Genomic DNA, 13,017 nt, shown 5'->3' with positions numbered 1-13,017 from the left:
TATCATCTAAATCCCATTTGGGCTAGCTTATTCTGGTAAGCTTTTTGATCCACTCGAAGGGCTTGGCCTCCATAGACATCATAGTCATCTACCCAGTCTCCAAGTTCCGGTACTGTTAGTCTTTCAATACCGTTCTGACCTCCTTCAAGGACGGATAAACCGTTGGTCAATAAGAAGGTATAAGGAAGGTTTGTAGATGTCATGGCGAATACTTTACCAAGTGCTTCTGAACCTGTGAAAAGTTTTGTAGGATCTTTAATTTGCTGTAAAACAGCAGTCATGACTTGTTGCTGTCTACGAGTACGGCCATAGTCCCCTTCATCATCATCGCGGAAACGTGCATAGTTGAGAAGAGTAGAACCATTCATTTGTTGCGTTCCAACTTTAATAGTCTGTGTAGGTGATTCGGTTTCTGTCGCATGCAAGTCATCACCAACTGTCGCTTCTGTAACTGGAACTCCATTTAGGGTTGAAAATTGAGCATCAATAGTCACACCATCAGGGAAAAGGGTGTCAATGGCAGTCGCAAAGGCTTGGAAATCTACAAGGGCATAGTATTTGATATCTAGGTCAAAGTTATCTTTAAGGACCTTACGTACCATTTCAGCCCCTTGTTTTCCTTCTTGTTCCCCTAATTCGTAGGCCAAGTTCAACTTATGGTCAGCTTGTTTTTGACCATCAACAACCTGACTGTAGCCATCAATGTATACTAGGTTATCACGCATAAAACTTACAAGCTTAAGCTTTTTATCCTTACCACTTACATTTAGAACCATAATAGAATCTGTCCGTGTTTCTGAACTATTCTGTCCAATACGGCCATCTGTTCCTAAGATAAGAATATTGACCCCATCTCTTGTATCCTGTCCATTGAAGACTTCAACTTGGGCAGCCTTGGCATCTTTCGACCCACTTGAGCCATTCGGATTGGCTGACTGGAAACCTTTCAAGAACATAAAAATCATTCCTACTGCAGCACAAAGCAACAGCATTCCTAACCAAGCAAGTATGCGTTTAAAGCGAAAGACCCTTTTTTTCTTTGGTTTCTTCTGCTTAGGAATCTTAGCTTTTGGTTGCGGTAGACTACTACGTCGACTAGCTCGACTTCGATTAGTATAACTCGGAAGACCTGTGTTAGGTTCCGTATAGTCTTGGCTTTCTGCTTCTTCTACGACAACTGAACGAGCTTCTTGTTGACCATCCAGCTTAGCTTGTAAAAAAGCAAACTCTCTCTTTTCTTTATCATTTAGATAGTGGATGTTTTTTAATAGATAGTCGTAACGTAGTTTCTCATGGTGTGTCAGAGGATTTTCTCTAGTCATTCCTTCTCCTTCCCTTTATCCTGTATGGTATAGATAGGGTAAGCTCCTAGTACTTTATAGTGGATCCCAATCGTTTCTAATTCTTTTTGAGCAAAATGGACCAATTCTTTATCAGCATAGTCCACATCAATGATAAAAAAGTACTCACCTAGTGCTGTTTTTAGGGGGCGACTCTCAATCTTAGTTAGGTCAATCCCGCGCCAAGCAAAGGTAGAAAGCGCCTTATATAAAGCTCCTGGAAGATTGTCTGGCAAGGTCAATGCTAGACTCATTTTCTTAGCATTTGCATTCAAGGGTATTTGCGGTGCCTTGGGACCTAACACCCAAAAGCGGGTGAAATTGGCTTCCATCTCTTGAATATCTTGAGCAATTAATTCCAAACCATATTCTCCAGCCGAACTTTTGGGGGCAATGGCCGCAAAAGGCTGATCTGGATGCTCGGAAACATAGCGCGCAGCGTAGGCTGTACTGGCAGTGACCTCCAGTTGAGCGTCTGGATAATGCTCATCGATAAATTTCTTTCCCTGCGCCAAAGCTTGTGGGTGAGAAAAGATTTTCTCAATTTTAACTTGCCCTGGCACTGCCATCAACTGTTGATGAATTGGCTGCACAATCTCCGCCACAGCCTGAATACGAGCTTGATGAAAAAGATAGTCTAAGGTCTCATGAACACTACCTTCAATGGAATTTTCAACTGGCACTACTGAATAGTCTACTAAGCCCTGTTCGAAAGCCTTGATAACGTCTGTAATATTTGAAAAAGGCTCTAGTTCCTCATGAGGAAAAGCCGTTTGCACCACATGGTGCGAAAAAGATCCTTTGGGACCTAGATAGGCAATTTTCATCTCAGTTCCTCTATAATTTCATCTGGGTTTAAACTTGATACATCTACAATCTGACTAGCCACTTCCTCATACCAAGCCTGTCTTTCTTTAAAAATCACAGCCAAATCTTCCTTGCTATTCTTTAAAAATAGTGGACGTTGATTGTCCTTATCAGCTGAAATTCGCTGGTAAAGTGTCTCAAAATCTGCTTTAAGGTAGATGTTGTCTGGATTTTGCTTGAGCAAGGCACGATTACGTGGCGAAATGACTATTCCTCCGCCTGTAGAAATAACTTTATCTGTCTTTAGCAAGTCAGCTAGGACCTCTTCTTCTAGCTGACGGAAGGCTGCTTCTCCTTTTTCTTCAAAGAAACGAGCAATCGGCATCCCCAGTCGGCCTTCCAGCAAGGCATCCATGTCTACAAAGTCAGGATCTAGCTGTCTAGCAATAGTAGTTTTTCCTGAACCCATAAATCCTAGTAAAACCTTAGCCATGAATCAAAGTCTCCAAATCATCAAAGAAGCTAGGATAGCTAGTATTAATAGCTTCGGCTCGATCCAATTCAACTTCTCCATCTGCAACTAAGAGAGCTGCAATGGCTGTCATCATACCGATACGGTGGTCTCCAAAGGTGTTGACTTTGGCTCCATGGAGGGCAGATTTCCCTTTGATAATCATGCCGTCTACTGTAGGAGTAATAGTTGCTCCCATGCTATTTAAAGCATCTGCGACAACTTGAATGCGATCCGTTTCTTTGACCTTGAGTTCTTCTGCATCTTTGATAACTGTTTGACCTTGAGCTTGGGTAGCAAGGAGCGCGATAATCGGCAATTCATCAATTAAACGTGGAATCAAGGCTCCACCAATTTCTGTTCCCTTCAAATCTGAAGTTTCAACAGTCAAGGTTGCAGATTTGGCAATTGGATCCATATCAGTAATCTCTAATTTCCCGCCCATAGCTCGGATAACATCAATAATCCCTGTACGAGTTTCGTTAATGCCGACATTCTTAAGTACCACTCGAGAATTTGGCACAATCAAACCTGCTACCAACCAAAATGCTGCACTAGAAATATCTCCTGGTACGACAACCGTTTGTCCACTTAGTTTCTGTGGCCCTTGAACAGTGATTTTCTTACCATTGACACTCAAATCACCTCCGAATTGTTGGAGCATATCTTCTGTGTGATTACGAGTGCACTCCTTCTCCATAATGACTGACTGGCCGTGAGCCTGCAAAGCCGCAAAAATCAAGGCTGACTTGACTTGGGCAGAAGCGATTGGCAATTCGTATCGAATAGTTCTTAAGTTTTTCGTTCCTTTCAACTGCAACGGTGGCAAGTCTCGCTCTGTTTGACCTGAAATGCTAACTCCCATTTTTTTCAAGGGAAGAGTTACACGATCCATTGGGCGCTTGGAAAGACTATCATCTCCAAACATCTCTACTTCAAAGTCTGCACCAGCAAGGACACCTGAAATCAAACGAATAGAGGTCCCAGAATTCCCCATATCCAGGGCTTTCTGAGGGGCTTTTAATCCACCCATGCCAACACCTTGAATAGTAACGACACCGTCCTTATCCTCAATCTTTACGCCGAGGTCACGAAATACCTGCATGGTTGACAAGACATCTTCACCACGCAAGATATCATAAACTTTAGTCTCACCCTCAGCCAAGCTTCCAAAAATAATAGAGCGATGACTGATGGACTTATCTCCTGGTACTCGAATACTACCTTTCAAATGGTTAACGTTTGTTTTTAACTTCATACCGGCCCTCATACTGACAATACTTTTTCTTATTTTATCATAAAAAGTCAGAAATTTCTTAAAAATTCCTGACTTTATGAGGTAAATTCTTATTTTAAAAGTTCTGAAATTGGTTCAAAGACAATTTTTTCAATATCAGAAAGGTAAATAGAAAGTTGTTGCTGTTTGGCAAAGAATTCTGACAAGAGAGAGTTTCCTTGAATCTGCTTGCCAAAGTCTTCCATTTTTTCTTGGAAAGAAGCATCTGGAATTTGACCAGTTTGTGCCATGATTTGGATTTCATGTTGAAAAGCAATATAATCTGCAAAAATTTTGCTTGCTTCTGCATCCGCTTGGATGGCATCTCTAGCTTCTTTAACCGCCTTGTATTCAGGCAATTTGCGTAGTCCACGACTTAGTGAATTTGCACTATCATAAATATTTGACATAATTGTCCTCCTTATTTAATAACGACTGTGTAGTCTGTATTTTCTGTAATGACTTGCTCAGCACGTTTTAAATCCTGAGCATTCTTAAAGGAAATTTGCAGAATCCCGTGAACATCCTCACGGTTTTCCTCATTGATATGGATATTGACCAAAGAAGTTCCGCGTAGCAATTCCAAGATGCGTAAAATCACATCTTCCTCATCGGGAACATCTACATAAAGGTCATAAGAACTATCTACACCACCACGTTTATGGATTTCCATAGCCTGACGTTGCTCACGCGCTTGATTGAAAAAGCTCCAGATTTGGTTTTCATCACCCTTACTGATAGCTTGTCCAATCTCGTCCAAACGGCCCTTGAAGTCCTCGATGCGTTCAATAATGGTATCCCGATTGGATAAGAGGATAGAAGTCCACATGCCTGGCTCACTTTCAGCAATCCGAGTCATATCTCGAAATCCACCGGCCGCAAAGCGTCGCGCCATTTCATGCTCTTCAGCATAACTTGCAGTTTGTTCCATCAGGCCTGATGCTAAGATATGCGGAAAATGGCTAATCTGAGAAGTCACTCGGTCATGCTCATCAGCATCGATTTCAATGAAACGAGCATGAAGACCTGACAGCAAGTCTCTCATTTCTTCGAGCGTATCCGGAGTTGTCAGACTAGATGGCGTGAAGATATAATAGGCATTTTCAAAAAGATTAACATCCGCAGAGGCAGCTCCTGTCTTATGACTTCCTGCCATGGGATGAGCTCCAACAAAGCGAACGGACTTATCAGCAAAATACTTCTCTGCTGTAGCCACGATAGCTGACTTGGTCGATCCAGCATCAGAAATAATGACACCTTCTTTCAAGTTCAAGTTGGCCAATTCCTTAATAAAGGCAATAGTTTGCTCGATTGGCAGGGTAAGAATGATGACGTCTGCAAGTGGAGCAAAACTAGCAAAATCATCCGTCGCTCGGTCAATCATTCCTCTCTCCAAGGCAATATCTCTAGACGCTTGACTACGATTGTATCCTAAAATTTCATAATCAGGATGATCCCGCCTGATTCCGAGTGCCATGGAAGCACCAATCAAACCTAGTCCTGCGATATAGATGGTTTTTGCCATAAGAACTCCTTAATAATTCTTTGTATACTCCCGATGTTTCGCAACAGCTTCTTTTAATTCTTCCAGATTATCAGAGGAGAATTTCTCAAGGATTTCTTGAGCCAAAACCGTTGCTACGACTGCCTCCATAACGACACCTGCTGCTGGAAGAGCAGTAGGATCACTTCTCTCTACTGTTGCTTTATAAGGCTCATGAGTTTCAATATCAACACTCATCAACGGCTTGTAGAGAGTCGGAATTGGCTTCATAACTCCACGAACGATAATCGGTTGGCCGTTGGTCATACCACCTTCGAAGCCTCCAAGGTTATTAGTCCGACGAGTATAGCCATCTTCTGATGACCAGAGAATTTCATCCATGACTTGGCTACCCTTAAGATGGCCTGCTTTAAAACCAAGACCAAACTCCACACCCTTAAAGGCATTGATAGAAACAACAGCTTGAGCTAGCCTTGCATCTAGTTTACGATCCCATTGAACATAAGAACCAAGACCAACCGGAACACCTCCGACAACTGTTTCCACAACACCTCCGATGGTATCCCCATCTCGCTTAATCTGGTCAATATAGTCCTTAATCTCCTGCTCACGTTCTTGGTTGACGATAGAAACTTCAGACTGGGCAGCCAATTTCTTAATCTCTGAGACTGTTAAGTTTTCTGGAACATTGATTTCCTTACCACCAAAGACAACAACATGGTTAGCAATTTCGATATCAAGCTCAGCTAAAAGCCGCTTAGCAACAGCTCCAACTGCCACTCGCATAGTTGTTTCACGAGCAGATGAACGTTCCAAAGAATTTCGTAAATCATCAAAGCGGTATTTGATGCCCCCAACCAAGTCTGCGTGACCTGGACGAGGATGTGTGATTTTTCGTTTACTTTTGAGTTTGTCTTCAATATCCTCGGCAGACATGATATCTAGCCATTTTTGGTGGTCTTTGTTAATGACATCCATGGTAATGGGAGCCCCTGTCGTCTTACCATGACGAACCCCAGAAGTGAAGACAACCTGATCACTCTCGATTTTCATGCGTCCACCACGACCGTAACCGCCTTGGCGACGTTTGAGATCCTCATTGATATCTTCTGCAGTCAAAGGCAGTCCTGCTGGAATTCCTTCAATAATTGCTGTCAGACGAGGACCATGTGATTCTCCTGCTGTTAAATATCTCATACATTCTCCTTATTTTACTAAGTAATCTTTCATTTCTTCGAGAGAAACTGGGTGAATCGTCGCTGAACCAAGCTCAGGTACCAAAACTAACTTCATGGTATTCCCACGCGCTTTTTTATCATGAGTCAAAGCTTGATAGAGCTTTTCAAGATCCCAGTTTTCATAATCAACAGGAAGCCCAAATTTCTGACACATCTCTCGGATAGATTTGGTTATTCCCACTGGCATGAGTCCTTTTTCTTCGGCTACCTTAGAGACCTGAACCATTCCCATAGCTACTGCCTCACCGTGCATGACTTTTCCGTAACCAGCAGTTGCTTCGATGGCATGGCCAATTGTGTGACCAAAGTTGAGATATAAACGAACGCCATTATCCAACTCATCCTCAACTACCATCTTGCGCTTAACCTGACAAGAATGCTCAATCAAACTCTCGGAATGTTCCAATATGCTTTCGACAGAACCATCCATATCAGATAATAGGTCCCAAAGCTCTGAATCTTCGATCAGGCCATACTTGATGACTTCACCCATTCCTTCAATCAACTCTCTCTTACCCAAGGTCTCAAGAACAGTTGGGTCAATCAAAACACCATCCGGCTGGGCAAAAGTTCCTACCATATTCTTAGCAAAAGAGGTGTTAACTCCAGTTTTTCCACCGATAGAGGAATCAACCTGGGCCGTCAAACTAGTTGGAATTTGAACGAAATGAACTCCTCGCATGTAGGTTGAAGCCACAAAACCAGCCAAATCGCCAACTACACCACCGCCGAGGGCTACGATTCCATCACTACGAGTCATATCCTGTTTGACTAAAAATTCATAGACTTTTTGAACTGTAGTCAGATTTTTTCTTTCTTCGCCCTCTAAAAAGTCAAAAACTGCCACTTGATAGCCAGCATCCTCCAAACTCAATTTGACCTTTTCTGCATAGAGTGAAGCCACACGGTTATCCGTTATGATAACAATTTTTTGTGGTTGCCAAAGTTCGCGCAACCATTTTCCTGCTTGAGACAAGCATCCTTTTTCAATCTGAATATCGTAAGGATGATGTGGAAGGTCTATTCTAATTTTCATAGCAGGTCTCCTTTTTCTTTATTGGTACTTTTGTTTTAGTGATTCCCAGATTTGATCTGTTGGCATTTCCTTGCCTGTCCATAACTCAAAAGCTTCAGCAGCTTGGTAAAGCAGCATGCCAAGGCCATTGATAGATTGATTTCCCTGCTCTTTAGCCCACTTTAGAAATGGAGTTTCAAAGGGTTGATAAATCACATCTGCTACCATGAGCTTCTCTGGTAAAACGATGCTGGTCGGGATCGGCTGAGAGGATCCATCCATGCCCACACTAGTAGCATTAACCAAGAGGTCGGCTTGAGTGATGCTGTCTTGAAGTTCTTGAATATCCTCTAATGCAAATAAACCTACTCTAAATCCTGTTTCATGCTGTAGCTTCTCTAAGTAAGGTTTTGTTTTTCCCATTGAAGCCGAGCGTACAAAGACAGAAACCTGACTGACGCCATCTAAGATTGCCTGCGCCAAAATTGCTTTAGCTGCACCGCCTGCACCTAACAAGACCATTCTTTTCCCAGATATTCTAAAAGAAGGCAAGCTATTAAAGAATCCCTTGCCATCTGTGTTATATCCAATTAAAGTTCCCTCTCGATTCACAACCGTATTGACAGCACCAATCAAACGAGCTTCTTCACTCAATTGATCCAGATAAGGAATGACCTGCTCCTTGTAGGGCATAGAAAGATTGATTCCAAACATCTGATAACGACGAATATTGGCAACTGTTTCTGCCAAGTCAGTTCCTTTTACTTCCCAAGAAAGGTAAACACCATTAGTATTGGTTGCCTCAAAAGCTGTATTGTGAATGAAGGGAGATATGGAGTGTTTAATGGGATTTGCAACTACAACTGCTAAACGTGTGTAGCCATCAATCTTCATTTAGAATCTCCCGAATTTTTTTCATGCTAGATAGAGAAATCTGTCCTGGCGCACTAGCTTCATCCAGACTTGCAAAAGACCAGCTAGAGCCCGTTACATCCGAAGTAATACGTGAGACCTTACCAACTTTACCCATAGAAATGGTTACATATTCTTGTTCGGGATTTAGTGTTTTAAAACCACGTGTAAAGTTCATCAGATCCAATACGTCTTGTTCTGTGTGAGCCATAACTGCTATTTTCACAACTTTAGGATTTAAACTTGTCAACTCAGATAGAATTTCCATTAGATTTTCCGGTGTTTCTTGGAAATTATGGTAGCTTAAGACAAGGTTTGGAAATTCCAACATTTCCTCAAAAACATCCCTATAGCTAAAATACTCAAAATCGATATAATCTGGTTGATAAAGCTGGGCTACTTCCTTGATAATTTGAACATATTCTTCTGAAGAGAGTTCAATTTGACCACCCTCAGCACGAGTACGCAAGGTAAAAACAAGCTCACGACCTGCGAATTTTTCAAAAATAGCGGGTGCTACCTGTAAGATAGCTTCCTTGGGTAAGAAGTCTGCTCGCCACTCAATGATATCGGTATCGTGATACCGCGTCACATCAATAGCTTGAGCCTCCTCTAAACTTCTTGGCATTACGGAAACAATTAATTTCATTTACTAACCTTCATGGTAATCACTTTGAGGTAATTACTACTTTCATCTTTTTCGTTGTAGACAAAGTCTGCTGGAAGTCCATACTTTTGAAGGACCTGATATTTTCTACCTGCAAATCCCTTGTCGATTTGTTCTGTGAATTTTTGACGGGAAACATTAGCAGCATTGGTACTAGCAATAATGATTCCACCTGGATTTAAAATCTCTAGGCTTTGGGAAATCAATTTATGATAATCCTTAGCTACAGAGAAGGTTTGTTTTTTATTTCGGGCAAAACTAGGCGGATCCAGAACAATCACATCGTAGCTCAAACCCTTTCTCTTAGCATATTTAAAGTATTCAAAGACATCCATGACAAGCAATCGATGATTGTCTAGACTCAAACCATTAGCATGAAAATGAGCTTCTGATAGTTCTCTCGAACGTTTGGCTAGGTCTACAGAGGTTGTTTCACTAGCTCCTCCCATGGCTGCAGCAACTGAGAAGGCTGCTGTATAGGAAAACATATTGAGCAAGGATTTCCCCATGGCTAAACCATCAACTAAGCTCCCACGAACTTCATGCTGATCCAAGAAGATCCCTGTCATAAGGCCGTCATTCATAAAAACTTGATAGAGGACGCCATTCTCAAGAACAGTGAAATATTCAGCTGCTTCTTGACCATAGATATGGGCAGACTCATAATCTAGACCCTTAAAGCGAATCTTTTCATAGGCACCCAAGACTTCTGGAAATACCTGAGCAAAGGCTGCCATAATCTCTTGGCGAAACCCATAGATATAGGAGTTATACCAAGAAAAAACAACATAATCTCCATAAAGATCCAGTGTCATGCCACCAAAACCATCGCCTTCTTGATTAAACAAACGAAAGGCAGTTGTCAACTCATCTTGATAGTAGGAAGAACGTTTGTGTTTGGCTTTTTCAAACAAGCTTTCAAAGAACTTTTGATTAAAAGAAACTTTCTGGTTGGTTACAAACCAACCAATCCCCTTGTTTTGACTGGATAAATAAGCCTTTCCTAAAAATTCTTTACTTTGGCTGAAAAGTTCAACTTCCTGATTAGTTTCAGATAAGTCTGGAAAATCAACTTCTTCCAAAAGAACCTGACCTTTGCGGAGCTTTTTTTCGACACGCCGACTGACGAATACTTTATTCATAGATACAATTATATCAAATTTTTAGACAATTCTCAAAAAAGAAACAACCCTTGCTTTTTTACTCTCGTTTTAAAAAATGGTATACTAATACTAATTAAAAATTAGGAAGTAATTGTGTGAGAATCACAATAAAAGAAATGCTCTTCCGTCTTGGAGGAGCATTTCTTTTTATAAAATTTATCAAGCAAGCGACCAACTGTCTCATCTTTTTTCTATTTCTATCAATATGCGTGATAGATAGTAATGACAGCTAAATATAGCAAGACCAAGCAGGAGGATAAGAGCTCCTACTCCCAAGCTGATGGCAAGGATAGCGGAGAGAGACTGAACCAAGAATAAGCTACCAATTACAAGGGCCATTAGGATTGCACTATAAATAAGCAATAGAACCATTGTGACTATGCCATTTGAACGATTCACCAGGTCCGTAATACTAGTCCAATTAGTTGACAGGTTTTTCACGTCCTTAAAATAATGGCGACAAGCAAGGATAACACTGGCAAGAATCCATGCCGCAAGAAGGTAAATCATCGAAAGGATTGGCAAGCCTAAATAAAGGGAAAGACCAAGTAAAATCACGATAGGTAAAAAGGACTGAACAGCAAATATAATCCAAAATTTCACTTTCACATAACGAGCAAAGTCAAAGGGCAAACTCTTCAGAAAATCAAAATTTTCCCTCTCCAGAGATAGCCCGATTGAAGGTAGACTTGTGATATTGTTATTTAAAACTGCTATAAACACTCCTACAAAAAACAAGGGTAACCAGTATGGAGGATGAATATCTGGAACTAACTGAGAATCTCGAACTTTGGAAATCAATCCGATCATCATGATATAAGGAAGAAAGGCACTTGTAAAAAGCACTGTAATGACGCCAGTCCCCTGTCCCAATAGGGAGAGGTTGTAGCGTAAAACCATGCGGAAAAATCCCTTTTTAGGCGTTGAAATCCCCTCTTTACTGCGACGTTCTTTTGTGACTTTCTCCTCACTGTTAAGCAGGATAATATCATAAAAACGAGGAAGAACCTTCTTTTTGGTCAGATAAAGTAAGAAGAGAGTTAGTCCTATCCAAGCGAGCAGACCCAGTATAGCCTCTGTCGAAAAAGGCTCCACCGCTATTTTGTAAAAGAGATGAATAGGATAAAGAAGAGGTGGAATGTCTCTAACTCTGTCAACTATATCTCCAGAAGTCGACTGTAGAAAGAAGACAAATAATAAAGGCGTGATAACCCCTATCCCAATCATCACATTCGCAAAAATAGACTGATACTTTCTAAAAACCGCAGTTTGAGCCAAGAAATGCACTGCCACTACTATCATTAGAGTCACAGAGACAAATAATAAGGCCAAGGACAGCAACATCAAGGGCAAACCCAGCCAAAGAGTAGGAGCTAGCCTAATGTAGAGGACTAGAAAATAAGCTAGGATTGGTACAATTCCAGTTAGAGCTGGCAAGAGGACAGACAGTCCTTTAGCAATTATAATCTCTGATTTTTTAAAGGCATAGGGACTATAGGAGGCCAAGTCCTTACTCTCATAAAAGACATTGTAAAATGCAGTGAAAGACGTTGAAAAGGCAAGCACCAGTAAAATAGCAACCATGGTACTAAAAAAACTTGGCATTTCCTCAAAAGGAAAACGAAAGGCTAGATTAGAAAATAAGATGAGTAGCAACAAACTAGAAGCAAGATAAGAACGCAACAATTTCCCTGATACATCAACCTTTTTATCAGGATTCTTAGCTTGCTTCTTTCGTAGGTTAGCCAAATTAGCTTCTTTAGATGAATAGAGAATATTGATATCAACTAATTTTTTAATGACCTTGAGACGCATCTGCAACCTCCTCTTTTCTACCAGCAAGGCTAAGGTAGATACTTTCCAAAGACTGATCTGGGTGGTCTTTTCTCAAGTCCTCCACGCTACCACAATAAATCAAATGCCCCTTTTTCAAAATGGCAATCCGATCACAGACTTGCTCGGCTACCTCTAAGACATGGGTCGAAAACAAAACTGTTTTACCTTTTTGTGCATGTTCCTTCATCATTTGCTTCAAATCAAAGGCAGCCTGGGGATCCAAACCAGTCAAGGGTTCGTCCAAGACCCAAATATCAGGATCAGACAAGAGTGCCCCGATGACAAAGACTTTCTGACGCATTCCGTGAGAAAGAGTTTCAATAACCTGATAGCGGTTTTCAGCAAAATCAAAAACACTCAATAGCCTAGCTAGACTATACTCCAAGTCAGAGCTAGTTAGATCATAGGATGAGGCAAGCAATTCCCAAAATTCATTGGCCGTTAAACGCAAAAATAAGTCAGGCGAGTCTGCTACGTAGCCAATCTTTCGTTTGATCGCTAAACGATTTTCCGATAGCTCCTGACCATCTACCAAAATACGACCACTGCTTGGTGAAATGATACTGACTAAGGATTTTATAGTGGTCGATTTTCCAGCACCATTATGGCCAATTAAACCCATAATCTCTCCATTTTCAATCTGCAAATTGAGATTGCTCAAAGCCTCTTTATCACCATACAACTTACTAACATTTTGAAATTCAATCATGGGCTGACTCCTATATTTATGTTTTTTTATATTATTATA

At 41.1% G+C, this 13,017-nt stretch carries 13 protein-coding genes; all 13 read right to left on the bottom strand.

The window, feature by feature from the left end:
* Positions 1-2 precede the first annotated feature (2 nt).
* Positions 3-1,322, bottom strand: a complete 1,320-nt coding sequence (locus AB8E63_RS01495) for an LCP family protein (RefSeq protein WP_314944622.1) — start codon at positions 1,320-1,322, stop codon at positions 3-5.
* Positions 1,319-2,167 (bottom strand): prephenate dehydratase, encoded by an 849-nt coding sequence (gene pheA / locus AB8E63_RS01490; protein WP_368909612.1) that lies wholly within the window; start codon positions 2,165-2,167, stop codon positions 1,319-1,321. The genes AB8E63_RS01495 and pheA overlap by 4 nt, the downstream gene beginning before the upstream one ends.
* A complete protein-coding gene (locus tag AB8E63_RS01485) occupies positions 2,164-2,640 on the bottom strand; it encodes a shikimate kinase (protein WP_368909611.1) in 477 nt (158 codons plus the stop codon). The genes pheA and AB8E63_RS01485 overlap by 4 nt, the downstream gene beginning before the upstream one ends.
* Entirely contained in the window at positions 2,633-3,916 is a 1,284-nt protein-coding gene (aroA, locus tag AB8E63_RS01480; protein WP_368909610.1) for a 3-phosphoshikimate 1-carboxyvinyltransferase, read from the bottom strand. The genes AB8E63_RS01485 and aroA overlap by 8 nt, the downstream gene beginning before the upstream one ends.
* A gap of 89 nt (positions 3,917-4,005) precedes the next feature.
* Positions 4,006-4,344 (bottom strand): YlbF/YmcA family competence regulator, encoded by a 339-nt coding sequence (locus AB8E63_RS01475; protein ID WP_368909609.1) that lies wholly within the window; start codon positions 4,342-4,344, stop codon positions 4,006-4,008.
* A gap of 11 nt (positions 4,345-4,355) precedes the next feature.
* Entirely contained in the window at positions 4,356-5,459 is a 1,104-nt protein-coding gene (locus tag AB8E63_RS01470; protein ID WP_368909608.1) for a prephenate dehydrogenase, read from the bottom strand.
* Between the two features lie 9 nt (positions 5,460-5,468).
* Positions 5,469-6,635: a chorismate synthase gene (gene aroC, locus AB8E63_RS01465; RefSeq protein ID WP_006151452.1), complete on the bottom strand. Its 1,167-nt coding sequence runs from the start codon at positions 6,633-6,635 to the stop codon at positions 5,469-5,471.
* Between the two features lie 9 nt (positions 6,636-6,644).
* A complete protein-coding gene (aroB, locus tag AB8E63_RS01460; RefSeq protein ID WP_368909607.1) occupies positions 6,645-7,712 on the bottom strand; it encodes a 3-dehydroquinate synthase in 1,068 nt (355 codons plus the stop codon).
* Between the two features lie 18 nt (positions 7,713-7,730).
* The gene (locus tag AB8E63_RS01455; RefSeq protein ID WP_368909606.1) at positions 7,731-8,585 is read right to left on the bottom strand and encodes a shikimate dehydrogenase; all 855 of its coding nucleotides are present in this window, start codon (positions 8,583-8,585) and stop codon (positions 7,731-7,733) included.
* A complete protein-coding gene (aroD, locus tag AB8E63_RS01450) occupies positions 8,575-9,252 on the bottom strand; it encodes a type I 3-dehydroquinate dehydratase (protein WP_368909605.1) in 678 nt (225 codons plus the stop codon). The genes AB8E63_RS01455 and aroD overlap by 11 nt, the downstream gene beginning before the upstream one ends.
* Positions 9,249-10,412 (bottom strand): class I SAM-dependent rRNA methyltransferase, encoded by a 1,164-nt coding sequence (locus tag AB8E63_RS01445; RefSeq protein WP_368909604.1) that lies wholly within the window; start codon positions 10,410-10,412, stop codon positions 9,249-9,251. Before AB8E63_RS01445 ends, aroD begins: the two co-directional genes overlap by 4 nt.
* 201 nt (positions 10,413-10,613) lie before the next feature.
* Entirely contained in the window at positions 10,614-12,248 is a 1,635-nt protein-coding gene (locus tag AB8E63_RS01440) for a hypothetical protein (protein WP_368909603.1), read from the bottom strand.
* Entirely contained in the window at positions 12,229-12,978 is a 750-nt protein-coding gene (locus AB8E63_RS01435; protein ID WP_368909602.1) for an ABC transporter ATP-binding protein, read from the bottom strand. The genes AB8E63_RS01440 and AB8E63_RS01435 overlap by 20 nt, the downstream gene beginning before the upstream one ends.
* Positions 12,979-13,017: the final 39 nt, after the last annotated feature.

Source organism: Streptococcus sp. oral taxon 061 (assembly GCF_964211575.1).
GTDB lineage: Bacteria > Bacillota > Bacilli > Lactobacillales > Streptococcaceae > Streptococcus.
Note: the sequence above shows the minus strand (reverse complement) of the source record. Positions and strands in the feature narration are given on the sequence as shown.

What these genes read in the sequence shown, in the direction of transcription:
- AB8E63_RS01495 (WP_314944622.1), bottom strand. Translation starts at nt 1,322, where the DNA reads ATGACTAGAGAAAATCCTCTGACACACCATGAGAAACTACGTTACGAC.
- pheA (WP_368909612.1), bottom strand. Translation starts at nt 2,167, where the DNA reads ATGAAAATTGCCTATCTAGGTCCCAAAGGATCTTTTTCGCACCATGTG.
- AB8E63_RS01485 (WP_368909611.1), bottom strand. Translation starts at nt 2,640, where the DNA reads ATGGCTAAGGTTTTACTAGGATTTATGGGTTCAGGAAAAACTACTATT.
- aroA (WP_368909610.1), bottom strand. Translation starts at nt 3,916, where the DNA reads ATGAAGTTAAAAACAAACGTTAACCATTTGAAAGGTAGTATTCGAGTA.
- AB8E63_RS01475 (WP_368909609.1), bottom strand. Translation starts at nt 4,344, where the DNA reads ATGTCAAATATTTATGATAGTGCAAATTCACTAAGTCGTGGACTACGC.
- AB8E63_RS01470 (WP_368909608.1), bottom strand. Translation starts at nt 5,459, where the DNA reads ATGGCAAAAACCATCTATATCGCAGGACTAGGTTTGATTGGTGCTTCC.
- aroC (WP_006151452.1), bottom strand. Translation starts at nt 6,635, where the DNA reads ATGAGATATTTAACAGCAGGAGAATCACATGGTCCTCGTCTGACAGCA.
- aroB (WP_368909607.1), bottom strand. Translation starts at nt 7,712, where the DNA reads ATGAAAATTAGAATAGACCTTCCACATCATCCTTACGATATTCAGATT.
- AB8E63_RS01455 (WP_368909606.1), bottom strand. Translation starts at nt 8,585, where the DNA reads ATGAAGATTGATGGCTACACACGTTTAGCAGTTGTAGTTGCAAATCCC.
- aroD (WP_368909605.1), bottom strand. Translation starts at nt 9,252, where the DNA reads ATGAAATTAATTGTTTCCGTAATGCCAAGAAGTTTAGAGGAGGCTCAA.
- AB8E63_RS01445 (WP_368909604.1), bottom strand. Translation starts at nt 10,412, where the DNA reads ATGAATAAAGTATTCGTCAGTCGGCGTGTCGAAAAAAAGCTCCGCAAA.
- AB8E63_RS01440 (WP_368909603.1), bottom strand. Translation starts at nt 12,248, where the DNA reads ATGCGTCTCAAGGTCATTAAAAAATTAGTTGATATCAATATTCTCTAT.
- AB8E63_RS01435 (WP_368909602.1), bottom strand. Translation starts at nt 12,978, where the DNA reads ATGATTGAATTTCAAAATGTTAGTAAGTTGTATGGTGATAAAGAGGCT.